25 protein-coding genes are annotated in these 26,494 nt (G+C 68.9%); 12 read left to right on the top strand and 13 right to left on the bottom strand.

Annotated elements, in window-relative coordinates; all coding sequences use genetic code 11:
• Position 1: 1 nt before the first annotated feature.
• Together B2742_RS11515 and B2742_RS11510 are read right to left on the bottom strand one after the other, a co-directional pair.
• Complete coding sequence (locus B2742_RS11515) at positions 2-1,018, bottom strand: alpha-ketoacid dehydrogenase subunit beta (protein ID WP_349681128.1); 1,017 nt, start codon at positions 1,016-1,018, stop codon at positions 2-4.
• Between the two features lie 113 nt (positions 1,019-1,131).
• Complete coding sequence (locus B2742_RS11510; protein WP_292066361.1) at positions 1,132-2,367, bottom strand: thiamine pyrophosphate-dependent enzyme; 1,236 nt, start codon at positions 2,365-2,367, stop codon at positions 1,132-1,134.
• A gap of 142 nt (positions 2,368-2,509) precedes the next feature.
• On the opposite strand from B2742_RS11510, the gene B2742_RS11505 reads away from it, so the two are divergent.
• The 4 genes from B2742_RS11505 (at position 2,510) to B2742_RS11490 (ending at position 6,408) form a co-directional block, all read left to right on the top strand.
• Entirely contained in the window at positions 2,510-2,998 is a 489-nt protein-coding gene (locus B2742_RS11505) for an Lrp/AsnC family transcriptional regulator (protein ID WP_292066359.1), read from the top strand.
• 75 nt (positions 2,999-3,073) lie between these two features.
• Complete coding sequence (locus B2742_RS11500; protein ID WP_292066356.1) at positions 3,074-4,408, top strand: hypothetical protein; 1,335 nt, start codon at positions 3,074-3,076, stop codon at positions 4,406-4,408.
• 12 nt (positions 4,409-4,420) lie between these two features.
• Positions 4,421-5,356 (top strand): pirin family protein, encoded by a 936-nt coding sequence (locus B2742_RS11495; protein ID WP_292066349.1) that lies wholly within the window; start codon positions 4,421-4,423, stop codon positions 5,354-5,356.
• A gap of 53 nt (positions 5,357-5,409) precedes the next feature.
• Complete coding sequence (locus tag B2742_RS11490; RefSeq protein WP_292066346.1) at positions 5,410-6,408, top strand: LLM class flavin-dependent oxidoreductase; 999 nt, start codon at positions 5,410-5,412, stop codon at positions 6,406-6,408.
• Here B2742_RS11490 and B2742_RS11485 read toward each other — a convergent pair.
• The 5 genes from B2742_RS11485 to rpmH all read right to left on the bottom strand — a co-directional run bounded on the left by B2742_RS11485 (position 6,405) and on the right by rpmH (position 10,543).
• Positions 6,405-7,364, bottom strand: a complete 960-nt coding sequence (locus tag B2742_RS11485) for an alpha/beta fold hydrolase (RefSeq protein WP_292066344.1) — start codon at positions 7,362-7,364, stop codon at positions 6,405-6,407. The genes B2742_RS11490 and B2742_RS11485 overlap by 4 nt on opposite strands.
• Positions 7,365-7,515: 151 nt before the next feature.
• Positions 7,516-8,157, bottom strand: coding sequence for a ribosome biogenesis GTP-binding protein YihA/YsxC (gene yihA, locus B2742_RS11480; protein WP_292066341.1), 642 nt, complete (start codon positions 8,155-8,157; stop codon positions 7,516-7,518).
• A 1-nt stretch (position 8,158) separates the two neighbouring features.
• Positions 8,159-9,976: a membrane protein insertase YidC gene (yidC, locus tag B2742_RS11475; RefSeq protein WP_292066339.1), complete on the bottom strand. Its 1,818-nt coding sequence runs from the start codon at positions 9,974-9,976 to the stop codon at positions 8,159-8,161.
• A 5-nt stretch (positions 9,977-9,981) separates the two neighbouring features.
• Entirely contained in the window at positions 9,982-10,383 is a 402-nt protein-coding gene (rnpA, locus tag B2742_RS11470) for a ribonuclease P protein component (RefSeq protein ID WP_292066336.1), read from the bottom strand.
• A 25-nt stretch (positions 10,384-10,408) separates the two neighbouring features.
• On the bottom strand, positions 10,409-10,543 hold the full coding sequence (gene rpmH / locus B2742_RS11465; RefSeq protein ID WP_003164000.1) for a 50S ribosomal protein L34: 135 nt from the start codon (positions 10,541-10,543) through the stop codon (positions 10,409-10,411).
• Positions 10,544-10,662: 119 nt separating this feature from the next.
• Here rpmH and B2742_RS11460 point away from each other — a divergent pair, with 119 nt between their 5' ends.
• From B2742_RS11460 to B2742_RS11440, 5 genes are all read left to right on the top strand, one after another.
• Entirely contained in the window at positions 10,663-11,385 is a 723-nt protein-coding gene (locus B2742_RS11460) for a TVP38/TMEM64 family protein (protein ID WP_292066334.1), read from the top strand.
• 40 nt (positions 11,386-11,425) lie between these two features.
• On the top strand, positions 11,426-12,889 hold the full coding sequence (locus B2742_RS11455) for a sensor histidine kinase (RefSeq protein WP_292066331.1): 1,464 nt from the start codon (positions 11,426-11,428) through the stop codon (positions 12,887-12,889).
• A gap of 95 nt (positions 12,890-12,984) precedes the next feature.
• Positions 12,985-13,488: a hypothetical protein gene (locus B2742_RS11450; protein ID WP_292066328.1), complete on the top strand. Its 504-nt coding sequence runs from the start codon at positions 12,985-12,987 to the stop codon at positions 13,486-13,488.
• Positions 13,489-13,573: 85 nt separating this feature from the next.
• A complete protein-coding gene (locus B2742_RS11445) occupies positions 13,574-14,386 on the top strand; it encodes a cytochrome b/b6 domain-containing protein (protein WP_292066325.1) in 813 nt (270 codons plus the stop codon).
• Complete coding sequence (locus tag B2742_RS11440) at positions 14,383-15,141, top strand: molybdopterin-binding protein (protein WP_292066324.1); 759 nt, start codon at positions 14,383-14,385, stop codon at positions 15,139-15,141. Before B2742_RS11445 ends, B2742_RS11440 begins: the two co-directional genes overlap by 4 nt.
• Positions 15,142-15,166: 25 nt before the next feature.
• On the opposite strand, the gene B2742_RS11435 is transcribed toward B2742_RS11440, so the two are convergent.
• Complete coding sequence (locus B2742_RS11435; protein WP_292066322.1) at positions 15,167-16,210, bottom strand: ribonucleotide-diphosphate reductase subunit beta; 1,044 nt, start codon at positions 16,208-16,210, stop codon at positions 15,167-15,169.
• A 249-nt stretch (positions 16,211-16,459) separates the two neighbouring features.
• On the opposite strand from B2742_RS11435, the gene B2742_RS11430 reads away from it, so the two are divergent.
• The gene (locus tag B2742_RS11430; protein ID WP_292066320.1) at positions 16,460-17,110 is read left to right on the top strand and encodes a glutathione S-transferase family protein; all 651 of its coding nucleotides are present in this window, start codon (positions 16,460-16,462) and stop codon (positions 17,108-17,110) included.
• Between the two features lie 9 nt (positions 17,111-17,119).
• Here B2742_RS11430 and B2742_RS11425 read toward each other — a convergent pair whose 3' ends face one another.
• From B2742_RS11425 to B2742_RS11410, 4 genes are all read right to left on the bottom strand, one after another.
• The gene (locus B2742_RS11425) at positions 17,120-19,282 is read right to left on the bottom strand and encodes a hybrid sensor histidine kinase/response regulator (protein ID WP_292066317.1); all 2,163 of its coding nucleotides are present in this window, start codon (positions 19,280-19,282) and stop codon (positions 17,120-17,122) included.
• Between the two features lie 129 nt (positions 19,283-19,411).
• Positions 19,412-19,765 (bottom strand): VanZ family protein, encoded by a 354-nt coding sequence (locus tag B2742_RS11420; RefSeq protein WP_292066312.1) that lies wholly within the window; start codon positions 19,763-19,765, stop codon positions 19,412-19,414.
• A 35-nt stretch (positions 19,766-19,800) separates the two neighbouring features.
• Positions 19,801-20,349, bottom strand: coding sequence for a TMEM165/GDT1 family protein (locus tag B2742_RS11415; protein WP_349681127.1), 549 nt, complete (start codon positions 20,347-20,349; stop codon positions 19,801-19,803).
• Positions 20,350-20,630: 281 nt separating this feature from the next.
• Positions 20,631-21,410 carry a phosphatase PAP2 family protein gene (locus tag B2742_RS11410; protein WP_292066311.1) on the bottom strand — a complete coding sequence of 260 codons (780 nt, stop codon included), beginning with the start codon at positions 21,408-21,410 and terminating at the stop codon, positions 20,631-20,633.
• A 213-nt stretch (positions 21,411-21,623) separates the two neighbouring features.
• On the opposite strand from B2742_RS11410, the gene B2742_RS11405 reads away from it, so the two are divergent.
• Both B2742_RS11405 and B2742_RS11400 read left to right on the top strand, forming a co-directional pair.
• Positions 21,624-23,558: a ribonucleoside-diphosphate reductase subunit alpha gene (locus B2742_RS11405; RefSeq protein WP_414633062.1), complete on the top strand. Its 1,935-nt coding sequence runs from the start codon at positions 21,624-21,626 to the stop codon at positions 23,556-23,558.
• 141 nt (positions 23,559-23,699) lie between these two features.
• Complete coding sequence (locus B2742_RS11400; protein ID WP_292066307.1) at positions 23,700-24,581, top strand: lipid A-modifier LpxR family protein; 882 nt, start codon at positions 23,700-23,702, stop codon at positions 24,579-24,581.
• A gap of 250 nt (positions 24,582-24,831) precedes the next feature.
• On the opposite strand, the gene B2742_RS11395 is transcribed toward B2742_RS11400, so the two are convergent.
• A partial coding sequence (locus B2742_RS11395; protein ID WP_292066305.1) for a gamma-glutamyltransferase family protein occupies positions 24,832-26,494 on the bottom strand: 1,663 nt, incomplete at its 5' end.

The following is a 26,494-nucleotide window of genomic DNA, read 5'->3' as shown; positions in this document are numbered from 1 at the left end:
CCTAGCGCCCTCCGGTCATGACGGCCTTCAGGGCCACAGCGACCCGTTCGGGTCCCGGGAAATATTCCCACTCGAAGGCGTGCGGATAGGGGGTGTCCCAGCCGGTCACCCGCGCGATCGGCGCCTCCAGATGATAGAAGCAGCGCTCCTGCACGAGGGCGCTCAGTTCGCCGCCGAAGCCCGAGGTTTTCGGGGCTTCGTGGACGATGACGCAGCGGCCGGTCTTCTTCACGCTGGCCTCGATGGTCTCGATGTCCAGCGGCACGAGGGTGCGCAGGTCGATGACCTCGGCGTCGACGCCGGCGTGCTCGGCGCCCGCGAGCGAGACCCAGACCATGGTGCCGTAGCAGAGGATGGTGACGTCGGCGCCTTCCTTCATGATCCGCGCCTTGCCGATCGGCTCGACATATTTGCCGGTCGGGACCTGGGCGAGCTCCTGGGCCTTCCACGGGCTGACCGGCTTCTGGTGCCAGCCGTCGAAGGGGCCGTTGTAGAGCCGTTTGGGCTCGAAGAAGATGACCGGGTCATCGTCCTCGATGGCCGCGGTCAGCAGGCCCTTGGCGTCATAGGGGTTGGACGGGATGACGACCTTGAGGCCGGCGATGTGGGTGAACAGGCTTTCGGGCGACTGGCTGTGCGTCTGACCGCCGAAGATGCCGCCGCCGTAGGGCGAGCGCACCGTGATCGGGCTGGTGAACTGGCCGGCCGAGCGGTAGCGCAGCTTGGCCGCCTCCGAGACGATCTGGTCGTAGGCCGGATAGATGTAGTCGGCGAACTGGATCTCGACGACCGGGCGCAGGCCGTAGGCGCCCATGCCGATGGCGGCGGCGACGATGCCGCATTCGCTGATCGGGGCGTCGAAGCTGCGGGTGAGGCCGTGCTTCTGCTGCAGCTGGTCGGTGACGCGGAAGACGCCGCCGAAATAGCCCGCGTCCTCGCCAAAGCTGAGAACGTTGGGGTCCTCGGCCATCTTGACGTGCAGGGCCGAGTTCAGCGCCTGGATCATGTTCATCGGCATGACCGAAGGTGCGGCCTCAGCGGTCGCCGGGGCGGGCGAGCCGACGGTGTCGCCGTCGGGCTCCAGGCCGTCGGTGCGGTTGGCTTCGGTGAAGGTGGTTTGCTCGCTCATGATCAGACTCCCACCTCGCGCCGCTGTTCGGTGATGCGCCAGTCCTCGGTGGCGTAGACTTCCTCGAACATGGTTTTCACCGAGGGCCGCGACTGGCCGAGGGTGCCGATGGCCTCGGACTCCTTGCCGGCGGCGCGGACCTGGTCGACGGCCTCGGCCTCGGCGGCGGTCTGCTGGTCGTCGGACCATTCGCCGAGGGCGATCAGATGCTGTTTCAGGCGGGCGATCGGATCGCCGAGCGGCCATTTGTCGTGCTCGTCGGCGGGGCGGTAGCGGCTGGGGTCGTCCGAGGTCGAGTGCGGGGCGCCGCGATAGGTGAACAGCTCGATGACCGTCGCGCCCTGGTTGGAGCGCGCACGCTCTTCGGCCCACTGGGTCGCGGCCCAGACGGCGAGGAAGTCATTGCCGTCGACGCGCAGGGCCGGCAGGCCGTAGCCGATGGCCTTGGACGCGAAGGTGGTCTCCAGCCCGCCGGCGATGCCCATGAAGGACGAGATGGCCCACTGGTTGTTGACGATGTTGAGGATGACCGGGGCGCGATAGACGGAGGCGAAGGTCAGGGCGTTGTGGAAGTCGCCCTCGGCGGTGGCGCCGTCGCCGATCCAGCTGATGGCGATCTTGTCGTCGCCCTTGTAGGCGCTGGCCATGGCCCAGCCCACGGCCTGGGGCACCTGGGTGCCGAGGTTCCCCGAGATGGTGAAGAAGCCGTAGTCCTTGGCCGAATACATGATCGGCAGCTGGCGGCCTTTGATCGGGTCCGAGGCGTTGGAATAGATCTGGTTCATCATGGTCGCGAGCGGATAGCCGCGCGCGATCAGAAGGCCCTGCTGGCGGTAGGTCGGGAAGCCCATGTCCTCGCGGGACAGGATCATGCCCTGGGCGACGGCGATGGCCTCCTCGCCCGTGCACTTCATATAGAAGCTGGTCTTGCCCTGACGGTGGGCGCGATGCATCCGGTCGTCGAAGGCCCGGGTCAGGATCATGGCCTTGAGACCCTTGCGCAGGGTCTCGGGGTCCAGTTTCGGGTTCCACGGACCGACGGCCTTGCCGTCGTCGTCGAGCACCCGGACCAGCCGGAAGGCGTGGTCGCGCATGTCGAACGGCGTGGTCGAGACCGCGGGCCGCTCGACGGCGCCGGCCGGGTCGAGCTTCAGATGGCTGAAGTCGGTGGGGTCGCCGGGCCGGCCCGAGGGCTCGGGCACGCGCAAAGACAAGGCTTGGCTATTGGGCTTCTTCATTCCGTCCCGTCCGGTTGATCCGACCGCGTTTCCTCGGCTGCGATTTAGCACGCTCTCCCAGGCAAGGCTCGCCTGAATTTGACCTTGCACTGCGCCGATCGGAGGTATTTTATTGCGTCATAGTACGATCAGGAGAAACGCCTTGGCTGACGATCTGGATCCCGTCGACGCCCGAATTCTGGACATCCTGCAACAGGACGCCGGATTGTCGGTGGCCGAGGTGGCGGATCGGGTCGGCCTGTCGGCCTCGCCCTGCTGGCGACGCATCAAGAGACTGGAGGATACGGGCTTCATCCGCAAGCGGGTCACCCTGCTGGACGCGACCAAGCTGGGCCTGGATTTCGAGGTCTATGCGATCGTCAAGCTGAGCCTGCCCTCGACCGAGAACCTCGACGCCTTCGAGGCCGCCGTCGGCCAGTGGCCCGAGGTGGTGCAATGCGCCACCATCACCGGCCGCGAGGACTATGTGCTGCGCATCATCACCTCGGACATGCACGCCTTTGACCAGTTCCTGCGCAACAAGCTGCTCAGCCTGGGCATCGTCTCGGACTGCGAGAGCCATATCGTCACCCGCGGCGTGAAGAATGTGACCACCCTGCCGCTGGGCATCATCACCCCGCACGTCAGCTGAGCCACATTACCAATCCTTGAGTTGGCGCGCCCGGCTGCGCCGTCGATAGTCGCGGCGACCTTGGGGAGGATCGCCATGCGTATCGCGACCGTCATCACACTGGCCGGGCTGCTTGCCCTGCCCGTCGCCGGGGCCGCGGCGGCGCAGGATCCAGCGACGGCCGCCGCTTCCGCGGAATCCGACGTCGCCGCCTTTCGCCGCCTGCGCGCCGAGGGCGTCGCCGCCGCCAATGCGGACGACCTGGCCGGCGCGACCCGTCTGCTGGCCGAGGCCGACACGCGCATTCCCAACCATCCCGGGCTGATGCTGATGCGGGCGCGGCTGGCGGTCGGAGCCGGACAGCCCGAAGAGGCCATGACCCAGCTGAATCGCTATGCCGGGGCGGGTCTGGCGATGAACCTGGCCGCAGACCCGGCGCTGTCGGCCCTGACCGGGCATCCGGACTTCGACGCCCTCGCCGCTGTCATCGAGGCCAACCGCGCGCCTGTCGGGGCGGACCGGCTGTCCGAAGTCGCCCGGCTGGACGGCTCCGTCATTGTGGAAAGCCTGGTCCGCGACGAGGCGCGGGGGCGCTGGCTGGTGTCGCAGGTGCGGGGGCGGACGATCGTGGCGCTGGCCGACGACGGGACGGCAGCGGACTTTCTGGTTCCCGGCGCGGCTCCGGAGATCGGCGGCGTGCTGGGCATGGCGATCGACCCCGAGGCGGGCCTGCTGTGGGCTGCGACATCGCCGCTGCCGCCGGCCGTCTACGGACTCGGCGCGGACGCCGTCCTTCCGCCCCCGGAACTTCTGAAAATCGATCTGGCGACCGGCGCCCTGCTCGCCCGCCTCGCCGCGCCGTCGGGCGCGCTGGAACGCGGGCTGGGCGACGTCGTCCGCGCGCCGGACGGGACGATCCATGTCGCCGATTCGGTGACCGGCGAGCTGCTGATGTTGAGGCCGGGCGGGTCGGTGCTGGAGGTGCTGCTGCCCGCCGGGACGCTGGGGTCGCCGCAGGGGATGGCGGTCACGCCGGACGGGACGGCCCTGATCGTCGCGGACTATTCCTCGGGTCTGTGGCGGGTGGACCGGGCGACCGGGGCGGCGACGCGCCTGCCCCAACCCGCGATCGACAGCCTGATCGGCGTGGACGGCCTGACCACCGACGGCCGGTTCCTCTACGGTTTCCAGAACGGCGTGGCGCCGCAGCGGGTGCTGAAGTTCGCGCTGGACGCCGGCTGGACGTCGATCCTGACCGTCGAGGTGATGGCCGCCAACCTGCCGATGATCGACGAACCCACGACAGGGCTGGTCCGGAACGGCGAACTGGTGTTCGTTTCCCGCTCGCAGTGGAGCGATTTCGGCGGCGACGGGGCGCAGACGACGGCGGCGCCCGCGCCGGCGGTGATCGCAAGGCTGCCGCTGGACTGAACGGAGCCTGACATGATCGAGATGGTGATCGACGCCCGCCGCAAGGACCTGGGCGGTTTCGACGTGGGACGGATCCTGCCGTTCCACGCCCGTCGCATGGTCGGCCCCTTCATCTTCCTCGACCAGATGGGGCCCGCCGAGTTCGCGCCGGGGTCGGAGGCGATCAACGTCCGCCCTCACCCGCACATCGGCCTGTCGACCCTGACCTATCTGTTCGAGGGCGAGATCATGCACCGGGACAACACCGGCGCGATCCAGGCGGTCCGTCCGGGCGAGGTCAACTGGATGACGGCCGGCAAGGGCATCGTCCATTCCGAGCGGACCACCCCGACGAAGCGGGCCGAGGGCGGGCCGATGCACGGGATGCAGGCCTGGATCGCCCTGCCCGGCGAGAGCGAGGATTGCGACCCGAACTTCCATCACTACGCCGGGCCTGACCTTCCGGCCTATGAGAACGCCGGCCTGTTCGCGCGGCTGGTGGCGGGCGAGGCCTATGGCGCCTCGGCGCGGGTGAAGACCGCATCGCCGCTGTTCTACGTCCATTGGGAACTGGCCGAGGGCGTTCGGACCGCCCCACCGCCGGGCAAGGGCGCCGGGGGCTATTCGGAGCGGGCGCTCTATGTCGCCAAGGGCGAGATCGAGGTCGGCGACCGGACCTTCCACGAAGGCCAGATGATCGTGCTGGAGCCGACCGCCGAGCCGACCATCAAGGCGATCCGGCCGTCGACCGTGATGGTGCTGGGCGGCGAGCCGGTCGGGCCGCGGGTGATCTGGTGGAATTTCGTCTCGTCGTCCCAGGCCAAGATCGATGCGGCCAAGGCTGACTGGAAGGCCGGGCGGATGGCGCTGCCGGTCGAGGACGATGTGGAGTTCATCCCCCTGCCCGACGTGCCCTCGACCCCCGAACCGGCCCCGGCAGCCAAGCCGGAACCGACCCACCCGGTCTGACGCGGCGCGTCGAAGGTCTTGAATCGCAACGCATGGACCCGATCTAGCGGGACATGACCGCATTCTCTGTTCTCGACCTGTCGCCCGTCGTCGAGGGCGGCGACATGCGGCGCGCGCTTCTGGAAACCACCGCCTTCGCCCAGGCCGCCGACCGGCTGGGGTTCAAGCGGTTCTGGCTGGCCGAGCACCACAACATGCCCGGCATCGCCAGTGCGGCGACGGCCGTGGTCATCGGACAGGTGGCGGGCGCGACCGAGCGCATCCGCGTCGGCTCCGGCGGGGTCATGCTGCCCAACCACGCGCCGCTGGTCATCGCCGAACAGTTCGGGACGCTGGAGGCCCTGTACCCGGGCCGGATCGACCTGGGTCTGGGGCGCGCGCCGGGGACGGACGGCGAGACGGCGCGGGCGCTGCGCCGCTATTTCGAGGGCGCCGACCGCTTCCCGCAGGATGTGATGGAGCTGCAGGCGTTCCTCGGCGATCCGGTCGCGGGTCAGCGGGTCACGGCCTGGCCGGGGGCGGGATCGAGGATTCCGCTCTGGCTGCTGGGGTCCAGCCTGTTCAGCGCCGAACTGGCCGCGCATCTGGGCCTGCCCTTCGCCTTCGCCAGCCATTTCGCGCCCGAACTGCTGATGCAGGCGCTGCAGACCTATCGTGCCGGCTTCCGGCCGTCGAAGGCGCTGGAGACGCCGTATGCGATGGCCGTGGTCAATGTCTTCGCCGCCGACACGGACGCGGCGGCGCAGCGGCTGTCGACCTCGATGCAGCAGGCCTTCGCCGCGGTGGTGACCGGCAGGCCGGGACGACTGAAGCCGCCGGTGGACGACATCACCGCGGTGCTGGACGCCCGACAGCTGGCGGCGGTGCAGAGCCGGCTGACCTATGCGGCGGTCGGGGGGCGCGAGACGGTGCGGGACAGGCTGGCGGCGTTCATCCGCCAGACCGGCGTGGACGAGGTCATGGTCACCGGCATGGTGTTCGACCTCGACGACCGTATCCGCAGTCTGGAGATCACGGCCGAGGCGGTGGCGGATCTCCAGGCCCCCGCCTAGAGCCCGCCCAGGAATTCCAGCAGCAGGCGGTTCACCTCTTCGGCCCGTTCCTGCTGGATCCAGTGGCCGGCGCCGGGGATGACGACCTGCATCCGCAGATCCGGCGCCTGGTCCTTCAACCCGGCCTCGTGCTGGCCCGAGTAGTGCCGGACCGGATCGCGCTCGCCGACCACGAAGGCGGCGGGCACGGAGATGCGGGCGTCCTGAAGATGGGCGGTCAGCGACCAGTTGCGGTCGAGGTTGCGATACCAGTCGACCGGCCCCTTGAAACCGCCGGCGGCGAAGGCGTCGACGTATTCGGCGAAATGATCCGGGCTCATCCACGGCGGCAGGACGGAGTCGTCGGGGACGGTCGAGATGAAGCTCTGCCCCTCGGGGATGAAGCCGGTCGACTGGCGGCCGTCCGGGGTGGCGCCGTCGTAGGCGAAGAACATCTTGCGCAGGGCCGTCGCCGGATCGGCGTCGAACACCGCGTGGGCGTCGTCGGTCTGGAAGCGGCTGATGTAGAGATCGCCGAGGCCGAGCCGTTTCGAGATGGCGGCCATGGCGACGGTCGGCGGGCCCTTGGGACGGCGCGGCTGGAACGGGACCGACAGGCCGAAGACGGCGCGGAAGATGTCGGGCCGGGTCAGGGCGCAGTGCCAGGCCACCGGCGCGCCCCAGTCATGGCCGACGACGACGCAGGATGTTTCGCCCAGCGCCCGGACCAGATCGACCATGTCGCCGACCAGATGCAGGATCGAATAGGCGTCACGCTCTTCGGGTTTGTCCGTGCCGCCGTAGCCGCGCATGTCGGGGGCGACGGCGTGGTAGCCGGCGTCGGCCAGGGCCTGCACCTGCGCTCGCCAACTGACGCCGAGTTCGGGGAAGCCGTGGATCAGCAGGACCAGCGGGCCGGAGCCGGACTCGAGGATCTGCTGGCGGAGGCCGTCGGTCTGGATGTGGCGGGTCTGCATCAATCTCTCATCCGCTCATCCCGGCGAAAGCCGGGACCCAGTGCTTAGGGTGATGAACTCTTTCCGGTGAGAACACGGACAGATCGGCCTGAAACGCAAGCGTCAAGCTGGACAAGACTGGGTCCCGGCTTTCGCCGGGATGAGTGGAATTTTAGAGAACCACGCCCGTGGTGCGCATGATCTCGGCGCGGAGCTCAGGCATGCCGTCGCCTTTTTCAGCCGAGGTGACGATGACGGCCGGATAGGCGGCGCCGCGTTTGGAGACGGCCTTCAGGGTGGCCTCCTGGACCTTTTCGGCCTCGCCCTTCTTGAGCTTGTCGGCCTTGGTCAGGATGATCTGGTAGCTGACGGCGGCGAGGTCGAGGGCGTCGAGCGCCTCGTCATCGACCTTCTTGAGGCCGTGGCGGGCGTCGATCAGCAGATAGACCCGCTTCAGCGTGACCCGGCCGCGCAGATAGTCGCGGCCCAGGTCCTGGAATTTCTTGACCGTCGACTTGGACGCCTTGGCCCAGCCGTAGCCGGGCAGGTCGACCAGCCGCATCTTGCCGTCGAGATCGAAGAAATTGACCTCGCGCGTCCGGCCCGGCTCGTTAGAGGCGCGGGCCAGTTTGTGCATGCCGACCAGGCCGTTGATCAGGCTGGACTTGCCGACGTTGGACCGGCCGGCGAAGGCGACCTCGGGCAGGTCCGGATCGGGCAGTTGCTCGATCTTGGCGCAGCCCATGACGAAGGTCGCGGGGCGCGCGAACAGGATGCGCCCCTGCTCCAGTTCCTCGGGTGTGAACTCGTCCAAGTCAGGCCTTCGCCTTCTTCATCCGCTCGATGAAGGTGTCGATCGGGTTCTCGGCCTTCAGCCGGTGCATGATCACATACTGCTGGATGATGGTCAGGATGTTCGACCAGCCCCAGTAGATCAGCAGGCCCGCCGGGAAGCCGGCCATGATGAAGGTGAACATCACCGGCATGAAGGCGAAGATCTTGCGCTGCATGGGATCGGGCGCCGGCGGGCTCATGGCCATCTGCAGCCACATGGTCAGGCCGTAGATGATCGCAAGGACGCTGAGGCCGAGGGTGAAGCCGCCCGCGCCGCCGGCGAGGAACTGGCCGATCAGGGGCGCCGAGGCCGGGTCCCAGGGAATCAGGCCGAACAGGTTCCAGATATTGGTGGGGTCCGGCGCCGACAGATCCTGCAGCCAGCCGAAGAAGGGCTGGTGCCGCATCTCGATGGTCACCGACAGCATCTTGTAGACGGCGTAGAAGACCGGGATCTGCAGCAGCAGGGGCAGACAGCCCGCCAGCGGATTGATCTTCTCCTTCTGATACAGCGCCATCAGCTCCTTCTGCTGGGCGGGCGGATCGTCGGGATATTTCTTCTTCAGCGCCTCCATCTGGGGCGCGAGGGTCCGCATCTTGGACATGCTCTCGTAGCTCTTGTTGGCCAGCGGGAACATGAACAGGCGGACGGTCAGGGTCAGGGCCAGGATGGCGAGACCGAAATTGCCCAGCACGCCGTAGAAGAACTCGACGACGATGAAGATCGGCCGGGTCAGGAAGAACAGGAAACCCCAGTCGATGGCGTAGATGAAGCGCGGCAGATCCAGCGCCTGCTCATAGGCGGAGAGGATCTCCTTGCGCTTGGCGCCGGCGAACAGACGCTGGGTCTCGGTGACCTGACGGCCGGGCGCGATGGTGCGGGCCTGTCCCTGCAGATTGACCTCGTGGACCATCAGGCCGTTGACGTCGCGGACCCGGAACTCGGCGTCGAGCCGCTCGGTCTGGTCCGGGATGAGGGCGGCCAACCAGTATTTGTCGGTGATCCCCATCCAGCCGCCGGTCGTTTCGAAGGTCTGCACCGGCTTCTTGAGCCAGGCGCTGTATTTCGATTGCTGGGTGGCGTAGTCGCCCGGCGTTCCGAAGGTGCCGATCGCGCCCTCGTGCAGGATCTGGTTCTTGCCCAGTCCCGGCGGCAGGCCCTGGCGCTCGACCCGGCCGAAGGGGGCGATGGTGATGGGCTGGGCGCTGAAATTGGCGACCGTGTCGGTGACCGTGAACAGATACTGGTCGTCGAGCGCGATGCGACGAGTGAACCGCAGGCCCGCGCCATTGTCCCACGTCAGGGTGACCGGCGTGGTCGGGGTCAGGGTCGCCCCCTCGGTCAGACGCCAGACGGTGTTCGCGCCGGGGACGCCGCCGGGGACATTGGTTCCGTTCCAGCCGAACAGGGCCTGATAGGCGTGCTCCATCCCCTGCGGGCGGAACAGTTCGACCGGCGGCGAGCCCTCGTCCAGGGTTTCGCGGTAGCGGGTCAGGAACAGATCGTCGATCCGCGCACCCTTCAGCGACAGCGACCCGGTCAGGGTCGGCGTTTGGATCGGCACGCGCGCGATGCCCCCCTGGCCCAGCGCCACGGTGCGGTCGCTGATGAAGGCGGCCGGAGCCGGGCCCGTGGCCCCGACGGGCGTCACGCCCGTGTTCTGCTCAGCCGCGGCTTCCTGGGCCGCCTGCCGACGCTCGGCCTGGGGGCCCATCACGAAGTAGCTGTAGGCCATCAGCATGATGCCGGCGATCACGACGAAGAGGATCGTGTTGCGGCTGTTATCGTGTGGAGGCATGGAGATCAGGAATCCTGGCCGGCGGGCGCGGGGTGGGAAGGCGCGGACTTGGGCGCCGGTCGCGGGGTCGCGAGCCTTGTAAGCGCCGATTTCACATCGTCAAGCAAACGGTCCCAGGGACGGTCCGCCGTGCCCATGCGGGCGACGAAGACATAGTCGCTGCCGGGGACCGCCAACAGGGGGACCGCGGCGCGGGCGGCTTCCCGCAGGCGGCGCTTGGCGCGATTGCGGATCACGGCGTTGCCGACCTTGCGCGTGGCGGTGAAGCCCAGCCGCACCGTGGGAACGCCGTCGTGGCGGTCCAGCCGCTGGACGACCACCGCGCCGCGGGCCTCTGAAACGCCCTTCGCGGCCGCCAGAAACTGGGGCCGCGAAGTCATGCGTTCGATTTTGAAAGGGTCGCTCATGCGCCCGAACCCGGGCGCCGGACGATCAGGCCGTCAGGCGCTTGCGGCCCTTGGCGCGACGCCGCGCAACGATCTTCTGTCCGTTCTTGGTGGCCATCCGCGAACGGAAGCCGTGACGGCGCTTGCGCACGAGTCGCGACGGCTGATAGGTCCGTTTCACGTTCGGCTCCTGGGACTGAAAACTAAAAGGGCGGCGGAAGGCGTCCGTCGCGGGAAGGGCGGGCGTATAAGCGGCAGGGCCCGCGGTGTCAACGCCGACAGCCCCCCTGCGGAGAGACAATGGACCGGTTCAAACGCTTTCTGCCCCTGATTCTGCTGGCCGGCGTCATCATCCTGATCTTCGCCACGGGCTGGAACCGCTATCTGTCGCTGGACACCATCCGCGATCACGGGGCGGAGTTCCACGCCTTCAAGGACGCCAACTACCTTCTGTGCCTGCTGATCCTGATGGCGGCGTTCGCCATCCTGACCGCCAGCGTGGTGCCGGGCGTCTTCTTCGTCACCATCACCGCCGGCTATCTGTTCGGGCCGTGGGTCGGCGGCGTCTCGACCTCGATCGCCGCCACCGCGGGGGCCCTGATCGTCTATGCCGTGGCCCGATCCGCGCTGGGCGAGGCGCTGAGGCAGAAGGCGGAACGCGACAGGGGTCTGATGCAGAAGGTCTGCGACGCCATCGACAAGGATACGTTCTGGTACGTCCTGGCGTCGCGTCTGGCGGTCGTCGTGCCCTTTCACATGATCAATATCGCGGCGGGGCTGATGGCCGTGCGGCTGACGCCCTATACGGTCGCCACCGTCATCGGCCTGCTGCCGGCCCACATTATCTACTGCTGGATCGGATCGCGATTGAACCAGCTGCTGACGACCAATCCCGATCCCGACTTCCAGGCGCTGTTCGGCCAGTTCTGGGCCCCGATGGCGGGGGTTTTCGTCCTCGCGGTGGTGCTGCCGTTCGGGCTGAAGGGCCTGCAGAAGGCCCTCGGCCGGAAGGCGGCGGCGTGAACGGCGCAGCTTTTGGCCCGACCCTTGCGTTAGACGGCGCATGAACCGCTTCCGGCCCCTGCTGAGCGATGTCCGGCGCCGCCTGCGCCTGCCCGCCGACTGGCGCGAGCGGATCAGGTTCCAAGCGCCGGACGCCCTCGCCTGGCGGCTGCTGCTGCTGACCTTCCTCTTCACCGTGGTGGTCGAGATCCTGATCATCGTCCCCAGCGCGGCGAGCTTCCACGAGCGCTGGCTACTGGATCGGCTGCAATCGGCCGAACTGGCCTCGGTCGGGGTCGAGGCCCTGCCCTATTCCGCCGTCGAGGATGACGCCGCCGAACAGCTGCTGGCCATCGGCGGGGTGCAGGCGGTGGTGGTCGGCGACCAGGGCGTGCGGCGCCTGCTGCTTCAGGCCCCCAACCTGCCGCGCACGCCGGACCTGATCGACCTGCGCCAGAGTCGGCCGCTGACCCGGATCGCCGACCCGTGGCGCACCTTGTCCGGCCACCCGGATCGATCCATCCGGGTGCAGGCGCGGCCGCGCTACCGCTCGGGCGACTTCATCGAAATCCTCGCCCCCGCCGAGCCGTTGAAGGTCGAACTGCGCGCCTTCCTGCTCAACAGCCTGCTCATGTCGCTGCTGATCTCACTGGTGGCGGGGGGGCTGCTGTATGGCGGTCTGGCCTTCCTGGTGCTGCAGCCGCTGCGGCGGGTGACGCGCTCGATCGAACATTTCGCCCTCGACCCCGCGGCCGAGGGCGATCCGCCCAGCGACCGGCATGACGAGATCGGACGGGTCGAGCGCGAACTGGCGCGGATGCAGGAGGAGGTGCGCGTCTCCCTGCGCTCCCGCGCCCGGCTGGTCGCGCTGGGCGAGGCCGTGGCCAAGATCAATCACGACCTGCGCAACATGCTGACCTCGGCCCAGATGGCCTCCGAGCGGCTGGCGGATTCCCCCGACCCCGAGGTCGCGCGCGTCCTGCCGCGGCTGGAGCGGGCGCTCGGCCGCGCCGCGGCCCTGTCACGCAATGTGCTGGAATACGGCAAGAGCGAGGAGCCGCCGCCCCAGCGGGTCCGCATCGCCCTGGCGCCCGCCATCGCCGCGGCGGCGGAAGACGCCGGCCTGACCGCTGACGGCGTGCGGCTGACAAAGTCGATTCCAGCCCGGCTGACGGTGCACGCGGATCCCGACCAGTTGCACCGCGTCCTGGTCAATCTGATGCGCAACGCCCGCCAGGCGATTGAAGGCGATCCCACCCGCCGCACCGGCCGCAAGGGCGTGGTCCGCGTCACCGCCTCGACGGAGACCGGCGACTGCGTCATCCAGATCGCCGACGACGGGCCCGGCATTCCGCCGCGCCTGTCCGAGAACCTGTTCGAGCCCTTTGTCAGCGGCCGGGCCTCGGACGGGGCCGGACTGGGGCTGGCCATTTCCCGCGAACTGGCCGCCAGCCACGGCGGCGCCCTGACCCTGGTCGAGACCGGGCCGACGGGCACCACCTTCGCGCTACGCCTTCCCCACTGATCCGGCGCCAAGTCGCCCGATCGGCGTTATCACTGGCGGAGACGGGTGAAACCGCCCAGCTTCGCATCATGCTTTTCCGTTCTCAGGAGGCCGCCATGACCCGTTTCGCCCTCGCCGCCGCGGCCATCGCCTTGCTGGCCGCCGTCCCGGCCGCCGCCCAGACGACGCCGCCCCAGGTCGCAGCGCCGAAGCCGACCGGGCAGACCACCGCGCCCCAGACCCCGACCGCCAGCCCCGCGCCGGGGTCGGAGGCATGGTTGCGACTGCGGGGGGAAAGCTACAGCGCCGGGTCGGAGGCCGAACAGGACCCCGCCGAGGTGGCCGCCACGGCCCAGCTGAACGCCGGGATCGTCGCCCGCAACGAGGCCGCCGAACGCTCGGAGCTTGAGGGCGCCGCCGCCTGGGAGGCCGAGGACGCCCGCTGGCGCGCCGAGACCGCGCGGCTGGAAACCCAGCGCGCCCAGTGGGAGGCGGACGCCGCCGCCGCCGAGGCCGCGCGTCTGCGCTATGAGCGCGACCGCGCCGCCTGGGAGGCCGAAATCGAGGCCTGCCAGCGCTCCGGTCGGGTCTGCGTCGTCGCGGCGCCGCCCCAATACTGAGGCTGGCCGCCCGGAGCCCGGCGGCGTTGCGCGCTGGAGGCGGTCGTGAGACCGTCAGCGGAGCGACGCAAGGGCGGGGTGATCATTGACTGACTTCATCCCCGAACCGCCGGCGGCGCCCCGGGCGAGGCGCGCGGACCGGCCCCGGCCGGGCGGGCGCGTCGACACCTGGCGCCACCCCGCCTGGGTGCGGCTGGCCCACTGGCTCAATGTCGTCGCCGTGGTGGTGCTGATCATGAGCGGGCTGAACATCCTGCTGGCCCATCCGCATCTGTACTGGGGCATCCGTTCGACCTTCGCCGAGCCGTGGCTGAGCATTCCGCCCCTGCCGAACTGGCTCCTGATCCCGCAGGGCCGCAACCTGGCCGAGGCGCGCAACTACCATTTCCTGTTCGCCTGGATCTTCGTCCTGAACGGGCTGGCCTATCTGGTTCTGGGCCTGATCACCCGCCGTCTGGGCCGCCGCCTGTGGCCGACCGGCGCGGACCTGAAAGGCATCGGCGCCTCGCTCGTGGAGCACGCCCGGTTCCATTTCCCGACCGACGATCACGCCCGCGCCTACAATGTCATCCAGAAGCTGACCTATCTGGCGATGATCCTGATCGTCCTGCCGCTGATGCTGGTGACGGGCCTGTCGATGTCGCCCGGGTTCAACGCTGTCGGCGGGGTGCTGCTGGAAATCATGGGCGGGCGGCAGTCGGCGCGGACGCTGCATTTCATCGCGGCGGGCCTGGTCGTCGGCTTCATCGTCATCCACGTCGGCCTGGTGATCTGGACCGGCCTGTTCAACAATATGCGGTCGATGATCACCGGCTGGTTCGTGATCGGGCCGCCGGGCTCCAGCGCCGGACCGAAATTCCGGCGCCGGCCGCCGACCGATCCGGGAGACGCGCCATGAACCGACGCCGCTGGATGACCGGCGCCCTGGCGACGGCCGGCGCGGCCCTGCTCTCCGCCTGCGGCCAGGCCGGGACCAGCCTGGCCGAACAGGCGCGGCGCATGGGCGAAGGGCTGACCCGCCGGGCCCAGAGGCTGCTGATTCCCCGCGACGCCCTGGCCCCGACCTACAGCCGGGCCGAGATCTCGCCGGACTTCCGGGCCAATGGCTCGGTCGATCCGGCGGCGTCGGACTACCGCGCGCTCAAGGCCAGCGGCTTCGCCGACTATCGGCTGGTCGTCGACGGACTGGTCGAGCGGCCGCTGTCGCTGAGCCTGACCGAGCTGCGCGCCCGGCCGGCGCGGACGCAGATCACCAAACACGACTGCGTCGAGGGCTGGACCTCGATCGGCGAATGGACCGGCGTGCGGCTGGAGACCCTGCTGGACGAGGCCGGGCTGAAGCCCGAGGCCCGGTTCATCGTCTTCCACTGTTTCGACGCCCTGGATCAGCGCGAGGACGGCGAGCGCTATTATGAGAGCATCGACCTGGTCGACGCCCGCCACCCGCAGACCATTCTGGCCTATGACATGAACCAGCAGGTCCTGCCGGTGCCTCACGGCGCGCCGCTGCGGCTGAGGGTCGAGCGGCAGCTGGGCTACAAACACGCCAAATACATCCGGCGGATCGAGGCGGTCGAAAGCTTCGCCCACATCGGCGGCGGCAAGGGCGGCTATTGGGAAGACCGCGGCTACGAGTGGTTCGCGGCGATCTGACGGCGTCCGAGATCCTTCGTCCGGCTCAGGCCTCCGCCCCCTCCGTCCGCTTCTTCATCATGGCGTCGAAACTGCCCCAGACGCCCTCGGCGCCGTGCCAGGCGCCGGTCGTGGCGGCCTTGGAGTATTCGGTGGCGCGGGCCTCGAAGAAGTTGGCGTGCTCGACGCCCGACAGCAGCGATTGCAGCCAGGGCAGCGGGTTTTCCTTGACGCCGTAGACCTCGGGCAGGTGCAGCTGGCGCAGGCGCCAGTCGGCGATGAAGCGGATGTATTGTTTGATGTCGTCCGGCGTCATGCCGTTCACCGGGCCCATTTCGAAGGCCAGGTCGATGAAGCGGTCCTCCATCTCGACCACGGTCTTGCAGCATTCGACGATGTCGTTGGCGACCTGGGGCGTGACCGCCCCCGTCTCCTTGTTGAAGGCATGGTAGAGCTTGATGATGCCTTCGCAGTGCAGGCTCTCGTCGCGGACCGACCAGCTGACGATCTGGCCCATGCCCTTCATCTTGTTCTGGCGCGGGAAATTCATCAGCATCGCGAACGAGGCGAACAGCTGCAGCCCCTCCGAGAAACCGCCGAACATGGCCAGGGTCCGGGCGATGTCGGCGTTGGTCTCGACCCCGAACTTGCCCATGAAGTCATGCTTGTCGCGCATGGCCTCGTATTCCAGGAAGGCGGCGAATTCGCTCTCGGGCATGCCGATGGTTTCGAGCAGAAGGGCGTAGGCCGCGATGTGGATGGTCTCCATGTTGGCGAAGGACGCCAGCATCATCTTGACCTCGGTCGGTTTGAACACCCGACCGTATTTTTCCATGTAGTTGTCCTGGACCTCGATGTCGGCCTGGGTGAAGAAGCGGAAGATCTGGGTCAGCAGATTGCGCTCGCAGTCGGTCAGATTGACCGCCCAGTCCTTCATGTCCTCGCCCAGCGGCACCTCTTCGGGCATCCAGTGGACCTGCTGCTGCTTCTTCCACATGTCGAAGGCCCACGGATAGCGGAACGGCTTGTAGGCCGCCGAGGGCGTCAGCAGGCCGGGGCCGGCGGGGATGATCGAGACGTGGGCGTTCATGGGTGCTGAGGCTCTGTCGGCGAATCCGAGGGTGCATTCACCATGCGGTCGGACAGCCCCGGCGCCAAGTCGAATTGCGGCTATGTTGCGATCACTTTTTGCGCGACCGCTATATCTGGTAGGTGACCCGCAGTTGGCTGGGGACGCGGCTGGGGACAAGCCCAAGGCCTCCCTATGGCCGAAGGCGCAGGTCTTGGGCGCGGGCGGTCCCGTGTCGCACTACATTCGCGGACGGAAGAGGAGGCCTCCATGACCTACACCGTCTATGGCGCCGCCGGTTCGGGCTCTGTCCCGGTCGAGGCGGCCCTGACCCTGATCGGCGCCCCGTACAAGGTGATCGAGGCGGTCACCTGGGAGGGGGACGCCGAGCGCGACAAGGTCGCCGCCGTCAATCCGATGCGGCAGATCCCGGCCCTGGTCACCCCCGACGGGGAGACCATCACAGAGAGCGCCGCCATCCTGATCTGGCTGGCCGAGCAGCACCCGGAGGCGGCGCTGGCGCCGGAACCGTGCGATCCGGCGCGGGCGCAGTTCCTGCGCTGGATGACCTTTGTCCCGGCGGCGATCTATTCGATGTTCTGGGTCCGGGACGTGCCGTCGCGGCTGGCCGGGGACGATCCCGCGGCGCAGGAGACGATCCGGATCCGCACCGCCGAACGCATCGCGGAATGCTGGGCGAGGATGGAAAGCCAGATCGCACCGGGCCGTTTCCTTCTTGGCGCGGAGCTGACGGTTCTGGACCTGTATGTCGCCACGGCCAGCCGGTGGACGCCGCACCGCGAACGTTTCCACCAGGTCGCGCCGCGCATGGGCGAAGTCATGCGGCGCGTCGATGCGTTGCCGGAACTGACCGCCTTCTGGGCGGAGCGGTTCCCGTTCGAGGGCCGGTACGGAAGCTGAAGCCGGAGCTCAGGCCGCCTCGGCGTCGATCCTCACCCGCGCGGGCGGCAGATCGCCGGACAGGGCCCGGTTCACCATCGCCAGCAGGCCGGCCTGGTTGATCGGTTTGGCCATGTGGGCGTTCATGCCGGCGGCGAGGCAACGGGTCACATCCTCGGGCATGGCGTCAGCGGTCATGGCCACGATCGACAGTCCGGCCGCCGCGCCTTCCGCGGCCCGCATGCGGCGCGTGGCCTCCAGGCCGTCCATGACCGGCATCCGCACGTCCATCAGCACCAGGTCGAACGACTGCCGCGCCACGGCGTCGAGCGCCAGCTGTCCGTCGCAAACCTCCACCACGGTGCAGCCGAAGGCTTCCAGCATGATGCGGGCGACCTCGCGGTTGACCGGGTGGTCGTCCACGACCAGCACACAGGGGTCACGGTCGGGCTCCCCGGCCTGGGCGGCCGCGGCATCCTCCGCTCCGAGGTCCTCGACGGCGTCGGCGTCGGCGTCGGCGGCGCGGTCGAAGGGCAGGTGCAGGATGAAGGTCGAGCCTTCGCCGGGCCGGCTGTCGACGTCGATGCGCCCGCCCATGCGCCGCACGTGCCGCGCCGCCAGCGCCAGGCCGAGGCCGACTCCCGAGTGGTTGCGGCGGATCGAGGCGTCGGCCTGGGCGAAGGCGTCGAACAGGGTGGGCAGGAAACCCGGATCGATGCCGCAGCCGGTATCCGACACCCGGATGCAGACGCCGTCGGCGGCGCGATCCAGCCGCACGACGATCTCGCCCCGCTCGGTGAACTTGACCGCATTGGCGACCAGCGGATGCAAGGCCTGGCGCAACGCCCGGCGGTCGGCGGTGAACCGGGCCCGGGCCGGCAGCCGGTCATCGACCGTCAGTTTGAGACCGCGCGCCTTCGCCACGACGAGGCTGGGCGTGACCGTCTCGCCCGCCACCGCCGCCAGGTCGAGCGGCTCGTTGGAAAGGGTGTCGTCGCCGCGGGCGAAGTCGAGGATGTCCTCGACCAGCATCAGCAGGCCGTCGCTGGATTCGCGGATCTGTCGGGCCTGGCGCACGGAGTCCGCGTCGAGACCCGGACGATCGGCCAGCACATCGGCGAACCCCGCCACGCTGTTGAGCGGGGTGCGCATCTCATGGCTCATCATGGCCAGGAAGCGCGAGCGGGCGGCGGCCGCGTCCTCGGCCACCCGACGGGCTTGATGGGCCGCGGCCGTACGGGCGCGCAGGCGACCCTCCAGCCGGCGGCGTTCGGTGATCACCGTCGAGACGGGCAGGACGGTCGCGACCATGGCCAGAAGGAACAGGTTGTACAGGCCGAGCCGCCGCAGCATCGGCGAGACGGTCTCGAGGCCGGGGATGTCAGTCAGCCGGGTCAGATGCACGGGGCCATGTCCGGTCAGGGTCGCGACGCCGCTGACGCCGGCCATGAGGATCAGGGCCACCGCCGTCATGGCCGGCGACAGGCGCAGGGCGATCAGCAGCAGCGGCAGGACGCACAGGAACCCAAGCGGCGCGAAATCCTGCCAGAAGACCAGGCCGGTGACCGCCAGCATCAGCGCCATCAGACCGGCGGCCTCGACCGTGGACGCGCGCGTCGCGCCGACGAAGCGGTGGCGGCGGGCCAGCAGCAGGAGGATCGGCGTGACAAGGAGCAATCCCAGCACCTCGACGGCGATATAGTTCTGGAACTCAAACGCCCTGATCACCCACGGCTTTGGGTCGAGGACGGAAAGCAGGATCGTGGTGGCCAGGGCGGCCAGGGTCGTGGCCGGGAGCACCGCCAGGGCGGCGAACCGCGTCAGTCGGCCCGGGCGGCGCAGGTCGAGGGCGGCGCCGCAGACCCTCCGCGCCAGCACCGCCGCGACCATGGCCATGCCGAGGTTGAGCACGACGTTGGCGACCAGATAGAAGGCGGGGGTCCCTCGCAGGCTGTTGATCAGGATGTCCAGCGCCGCGCAGGCGGCCAGCACCGCGAGGGCGGGGCGGCGGTGCAGCTGCAGCAGGGCCGCGGCCGCGACGCCGTTGGCGAGCCAGATCGTCGCCGTGCCGAACCGGACCATGGTCCAGTAACCCACCGCCAGGGCGGCGGCGTAAAGAACGACATAGGCCAGGGCGGGCGGACCCGCGACACGGCCCGCTTCATGCCTGAATAGACGCCAACAACCCTTCAACCGGAGCCTCCCCGGCCCATGTTCAACCGTTGGATCGTTAAGGTGAATCCGTAAACAAATCGGACCCATCGGGCGGGCGGCGGTTCGCCGGCTCACGAACGCCCCCGCCGCCAGCCCTGACGCGGGATCTCAGGTCTGAAGCGCCTCGCGCGGCCGGAACCGGCGCCATGCCGCCCAGATCAGCAGCGCGACCGCCACGCCCAGCGCATCGGCCAGCAGGTCGCCCCAGCTGGGATCACGGCCGATATAGCCCTGCACCACCTCGACCGCGCCTCCCAGAACGACGGCCAGCAGGGCCGCCCAGGTCCGGGGCAGGCGCCGGAAGAGCACCCCGAGGCTCCACAGAATCAGGCCGAAGGCGATGAAATGCGCCGCCTTGTCCCAGATGATCTCTTCCGTCTCGAGGGTCCCGCCGGGCGACAGCAGCAGAAAGAGCAGGACGATCAGGACAACGGCGCCGGCGAGGCGGAGGAACAGACGCATACGGTTCAGGACTTTCCGGGGAAGCGTCCGTTCTATCAGCCCGCGAGCAGGACCCAAACCCCTGTCGCCGCGAACCCGAGCGCCGCCGCGAGGCGGATCCATGCCAGCGGCAGCCGACGGGCCGCCGTCTCGCCCAGCAGGACCGCCGGACCGTTGACCAGCATCATGCCCAGGGTCGAGCCCGCAATGACCAGGGGCAGGTTCTGGAACTGCGCCGCCAGCATGGCGGTGGCGACCTGGGTCTTGTCGCCCATCTCGATCAGGAAGAAGGCGGCGGTGGTGGTCCAGAAGACGCCGGAGAAGGTCTTCTCGACCTTGTCAGGGGTTTCGTCGAACCGGTCGGGGATGAGGGCCCAGACGGCGAAGCCGAGGAAGGCGACGCCGACGCCCCAGCGGACCCAGTCGCCGTCCATGAAGCGCGCCAGCACCGATCCCGCCAGGGCCGCAACGGCGTGGTTGGCCAGGGTCGCGACCAGGATGCCGAGCAGAATCGGCAGCGGTCGCCGCCACGCCGCCGCCAGCATGATGGCCAGCAACATGGTCTTGTCGCCGATCTCCGCGATGGAGACGAGGCCGGTGGAGATCAGGAAGGCTTCCAGGACGTCATCGTTCGCGGGGGTTCGGCGGACAGACCATTGGCATTCGCAGCCGGCCCCCGCGTGGAAGCACCCTGCGAAGCCAGCGGTCTTGCCATGTTGGCGGTCCTACGCTCGCCTCGCGGAGGCTCGCTGCTTGAGGACCGATACGGTCCGCCCTCAAGCAGTCTCGCGCCGCGCGCGAGACGATAGGGCCACTTAAGAACGCGCCATCCTCTCCGGGCGAGAGGAAGTGTGTTGACGCGAACCCCGCTGAACGGCGCGGGCGGCTACTCCCCGATGACGGGGCGGTCTGTATCGGTGATGGCTTCCCCGGGCAAGGTCTCGTCATGCGGACCGCCGGCATGGACGGCCTGACGGCGGCGAACCGCATAGGCCACCAGCCACAGGACCATGGCCCAGGCCGCCCCGACGCTCCAGCCGGCGAGGACGTCGCTGGCCCAGTGGGCGCCCAGATAGACGCGGGTCAGACCGATCAGCACGGCGATCAGGATCGCCGCGCCGAGGACGAACGCCTTCAGATGCCGTCTCGGAAAGGCCTGGGTCAGCATGACTCCGAGAGTCAGATAGAAGACCGCCGCGAGAAGGGCGTGGCCGGAGGGGAAGCTGGCGTTCAGGGTGTCTACGGCCTGGAAGTCCTGCGGCGGGCGCTCCCGCCCGAACAGGGCCTTCAGACCCTCGCTCAGGGCCACGCCCCCGCCCACGCCGGCGGCGAGCAGAAGGGCCGACAGGTGTTTGCGCTGGATGATCAGAAAGACGAGGGCGATCGTCCCGAACAGGGCCAGCACGGATATGCCGCCCAGCGAGGTCAGATCGGCGGCCGCCTCCTCCAGCCACCAGCCGCCGCGCGGATCGCCCGGCGTCGGCTGCATCCATGTCAGAACCGCCTGGTCAAAGGCCTGACCGTCGGCCTCGGTCATGTCGTCGGAGAGTTCGACGAAGGACATGATCCCGACGGCGATGATGAACAGGGCGCTCAGCGCGGTGATCTCGGCGCGGGCGATGCGCCAGGCGCGGCCAAGAAAAGTACGGATCGGGGAGGATGTCATCGGCTCCAAACGGTCCCGCTTGTGGGACGTTCCGCTCACGCGTTCGTGATGAACGGAGAGAGTCCACTGTCACGCCCGCGTCGCGGCCTGTCCACAGGCTCATCCCCCGCCTTGATCGCGATTCGGACAGAAAGTGATCGTCAACCCCGTTGACGGTTGGTTAGCCATCTGCGCCCCATATCTGGGCGTGGGAAACGTTCCAGCCACAAGATGATGTGGTTTGGAACGCGGGGTTCTCGCACGATCCAGTTCAGGGGCGACAGCATTATGGCCGGCGGCGAAGCGTTGAAGACAGTGGAATTCCAGCCGGTTGCGGGCGACGCGACGCCGCGGCCCCATCTCTCCGTGGTGCGCTCCCTCCATCTCGACCGGTCCCGCGACGACCTGCTCACCGACTTCGGCAAGAAGACGCTCGAGGACCGCTATCTGCTGGCCGGCGAGAGCTATCAGGACATGTTCGCCCGCGTCGCCACGGCCTATGCCGACGACCATGACCACGCCCAGCGCGTCTATGACTACATGTCCAAACTCTGGTTCATGCCGTCGACGCCGGTGCTGTCGAACGGCGGCGCCGATCGCGGCCTGCCGATCAGCTGCTTCCTCAACGCCGTCGCCGACAGCCTGGACGGCATCCAGTCGGTCTGGAACGAGAATGTCGCCCTCGCCTCGAACGGCGGCGGCATCGGCACCTACTGGGGCGGCGTCCGGTCGATCGGCGAGAAGGTCAAGGGCGCGGGCCAGACCTCGGGCATCATCCCCTTCATCCGCGTGATGGACTCCCTGACGCTCGCCATCAGCCAGGGCTCGCTGCGCCGCGGTTCGGCGGCGGTGTACCTCGACGTCCACCACCCCGAGATCGAGGAGTTCCTCGAGATCCGCAAACCCTCGGGCGACTTCAACCGCAAGTCCCTGAACCTGCACCACGGCATCAACATCTCGGACGCCTTCATGGAGGCCGTGCGCGACGGCCGGACCTTCGACCTGCTGTCGCCCAAGGACAAGGCGGTGGTGAAGACCGTCGACGCCCGCGCCCTGTGGCAGAAGATCCTCGAGATCCGCCTGCAGACCGGCGAGCCCTATCTGATCTTCTCCGACACGGTGAACCGCCAGATGGCGCCGCACCAGCGCGAGCTGGGCCTGTCGGTCAAACAGTCCAACCTGTGCGCCGAGATCATGCTGCACACCGGCCGCGACCACCTCGGCGTCGACCGCACCGCCGTCTGCTGCCTGTCCTCGGTCAATGCCGAGATGTTCCTGGAGTGGCGCGAGGAGCCGAAATTCGTCGAGGACGTCATGCGCTTCCTCGACAATGTGCTGGAGGACTTCATCCGCCGCGCCCCGCCGGCCATGGCCGCGGCCGTCTATTCGGCCAAGCGCGAGCGTTCGGTCGGCCTCGGCCTGATGGGCTTCCATTCCTTCCTGCAGCAGCAGGGCGTGGCCTTTGAATCCGCCATGGCCAAGTCGTGGAACATGCGGCTGTTCAAACATCTGCGCCGCGAGGCCGACAAGGCCAGCCGTATCCTGGCCGAAGAGAAGGGCCCCTGCGAGGACGCCGCCGAGCGCGGCGTCATGGAGCGCTTCAGCCACAAGATGGCCATCGCCCCGACCGCCTCGATCTCGATCATCTGCGGCGGCACCTCGGCCGGCATCGAGCCGATCCCGGCCAATATCTACACCCACAAGACCCTGTCCGGCTCCTTCGCGGTCAAGAACCCCTATCTGGAGCGCATCCTCGGCGAGAAGGGCATCGACACCGAGGCCGTCTGGAGCTCGATCCTCGAGCATGAAGGCTCGGTCCAGCACCTCGAGGGCCTGACCGACGACGAGAAGGCCATCTTCAAGACCGCCTTCGAACTGGACCAGCGCTGGATCGTCGAGCTGTCGGCCGACCGGGCCCCGGAAATCTGCCAGGCCCAGTCGATCAACCTGTTCATCCCGGGCGACGTGAACAAATGGGACCTGCACATGCTGCACTGGTCGGCGTGGGAGAAGGGCGTGAAGTCGCTCTATTATCTGCGCTCCAAGTCGGTGCAGCGCGCGGCCTTCGCGGGCGCCGAGACCAAGGTCGAGGAAGAGATCGATCCCAACCAGCCCGACCTCTTCAGCGCGGCCCGCACCGACTATGACGAGTGCCTGGCCTGTCAGTAGGCGGCCGGGGGGCGTTCGACGCCCTGTGACCCCGGAACCTCGCTGTACGGTCGACGTTCGTCCGCCGGCGCAAAAGTCTGTTGGCGAGGCGGCCCGCATCGTGCAGGGTCGTGGTTGTTGACGGATCGGGAGGGACCGTTGATGCGTATGACGGTTGTTTCGATTGGGGTTTTGACGGCTGTGGCCTGTGCGGCTCCGGCGTTCGCCGACGCGTCGCCTGCCGTCGCCCAGGTGGCGGCGCCCGATCCCTGGCAGGTCACCCGCGCGCCCCCCGCCACGGTTTCCGACCTGCTGAGCCGGCTTGACCGCGACGCCCGTTTCGCCGGCGCGGATCGCCCTGCCATGGACCCGGGCGAGGGCTGGAGCGGCTATGCGCCCCCACGCGACCGAGGCTCGCCCTGGGCCGCGTCCAGCCGGGACGTCTGGTTCGAGAACGACGCCTTCGACGACCGGCTGCGGCTGCGCACCGAAGGGCCGGTGCGCCGGGTCGACGGATCGCCCCTGCCGCCCGGACCGCTGGACCAGGCCGCCTATGAGACCGAGCACTACGACCTGACCTATACGCGCGGCTGGACCGAGACTCTCGGCCAGACGGCGTCCGGCCTCGACGTCACCCTGACGCCGCACGTCGGCGTCGGCGTCGGCTCGCGGGGCGGCACGACCGAGGCCGGCGCGACGCTTCGCATCGGCGAGAATCTCGATCGTCTGGTTCCGGAGGGCGAGGACGCCTTCGGCCAGCGGCCGCGCTGGTATCTCTACGCCGCCGGCTCAGGCCGCGCGGTGGGCTATAATTTCGCCCGCACCCGCGACGGCGACTTCGCCCGGTCCGGCGTCAGTCACGATGCAGGGGCCTTCCTCGGCGACGCCTCCCTGGGCGTGGCCATGCGGCGCGGCCCGGTCCAGGGCTCCGTCGCCCTGGTCTATCGCGAGATCGAGGTCGAGGAGCTGAGCCGCGCCAACGGCGTCGACAACGACGTGTCCGAAGGGCTGATCGCGTTTCAGCTGTCGATCAAGCCTGATTAAGGGCGCAAGACCGGAAACAGGATTGGAGGCACGATAAGTGGAACGCGCAACCGCTCTCATGATGTTGGCGATGTCACTGATTGTGCTTTACTGGTCCGCTACAGGATACGACGGATCCGCTCGATCAATTTTCATCATATCGGGGTCTTTATTCCTGAGCTTCATTTCATGCTGGCGAATTAAGAAGGCGTTTTTCTGACGCGGTCGGCGATCGCCTCCGTCGAACAACGGCTGACTCAATCCCTGCCCCCTACTCCGTCCGCGCCACGCCCTCGCGCCGGTCGTCGGCGCCGCCGTCCCAGCCCCAGCCCGTCGGACCCTCGCGCCACATGCCGCCGTGCAGGCCAGAGGTCTCGCTGTCGTTGGGCCGGAGAGTCACGCCCCGCGCCGCAAGCCCCTCCCGCAAGGAATCGGAGAAGCGTTGGGTATCCGCGCCGAACCCGTCGCCCTTGGCCACCAGATTGGGCAGGTCAAAGGCCCTTTGCACCGGCAAGCCCCAGTCCAGCACGGCGATCAGCGCCCGGGCGTTGTAGGCGAGGATGGCGGTTCCGCCCGGCGAGCCCAGGGCCCCGACCAGCCGACCCTCCCGGTCGAGGATCAGGATGGGCGACATCGAGGATCGCGGCCGCTTGCCCGCCGCCGCGGCGTTGGCCGCCGGCCCGCCGTCGCCCCGCGTCGGCGCGAACGAGAAATCCGTCAGCTGGTTGTTGAGGAAGAAGCCGGCCGCCATCCGGCCTGAGCCGAACACGCTTTCGACCGTGGTGGTCATGCTGACCGCATTGCCCGCCGCGTCGACGATGACGAAATGCGAGGTCCCCGCCGGCTCGTTCGTCGCATCCGGCCCGGCCAGCACGCCGCCCGGGGGCGTCCCTGCCGCCGCCGCGCCCGTCAGCCCCGGCGCCAGGGCCGCCCGCGCGGCCACATAGGTCGGGTCCAGCAGTCCCTGGACCGGCACGCGAGTGAACCCCGGGTCGCCAACGTACCGGTCGCGGTCGGCGTACATCAGCCGCTGCAGCTGGGCGAAGGCGGTCCAGGCTTCGGCGCTGTCGGGCCCCCGGGTGATGTCCGGCGTCGCCTCAGCCATGGCGAGCAGTTGCAGCACCGCCACCCCGCTGGACGGGGGCGGGGGCACGCAGATGACATAGACGCGGTACGGCCGGCACAGGGCGCCGCGTTCGATCGGCTGATAGGCGGCGATGTCCTCGACCGTCAGGGCCCCCGGCCGCGGCCCTTCGGCCACCGTGGCGGCGATCTCGCGCGCGATCCTACCCCGATAGAAGGCCTCGGCCCCGCCCGCCGCCAGTTCGGCCACCGTCGCGGCATAGGCCGGGTTGCGCAGGACGTCGCCGGCGGCATGGCGCCCGCCGTCTGTCTTGGTGAAATAGGCATCGGCCCAGCGCGTGCGCGCCTGTCCGCGCGTGGCGGCGATGAAGCCGGCCAGCCGCGGGCTGACCTCGAAGCCGTCGCGCGCCAGTCGTTCCGCGTCGCCGAACAGGGCGCCCCACGGCAGCCGGCCGTGCGCCGCCTGGGCCATGGCCAGCATGGCCACCACGCCCGGCGCCCCGGTCGACCGTCCGCTCAGCACCGCGTCGCCGAAGTCCAGCGGCGCGCCGTTCTCGAAGAACAGCCCGGGCGTCGCCGCCGCCGGCGCGGTCTCGCGGCCGTCATAGCTGGTGACCTCGCCGGTCCGGGCGTCGAACACCATCATGAAGGCGCCGCCGCCGAGACCCGAGGACTGCGGCTCGACCAGGCCGAGCACGGCCTGCACCGCCACCGCCGCGTCGACCGCCGAGCCGCCCTCGCGCAGCACCTTCAGGCCCGCCTCGACCGCCAACGGATTGGCGGCCGCCACGAACGGCCCGCGCGCGAGCGGGTCCTGAACCGCCGCCGCGGGCGCCCTCGGCTGCGGCCGC

It is taken from the genome of Brevundimonas sp. UBA7664 (genome assembly GCF_002483305.1).
GTDB lineage: Bacteria > Pseudomonadota > Alphaproteobacteria > Caulobacterales > Caulobacteraceae > Brevundimonas.
This window is presented reverse-complemented; position numbering and strand designations above follow the sequence as displayed.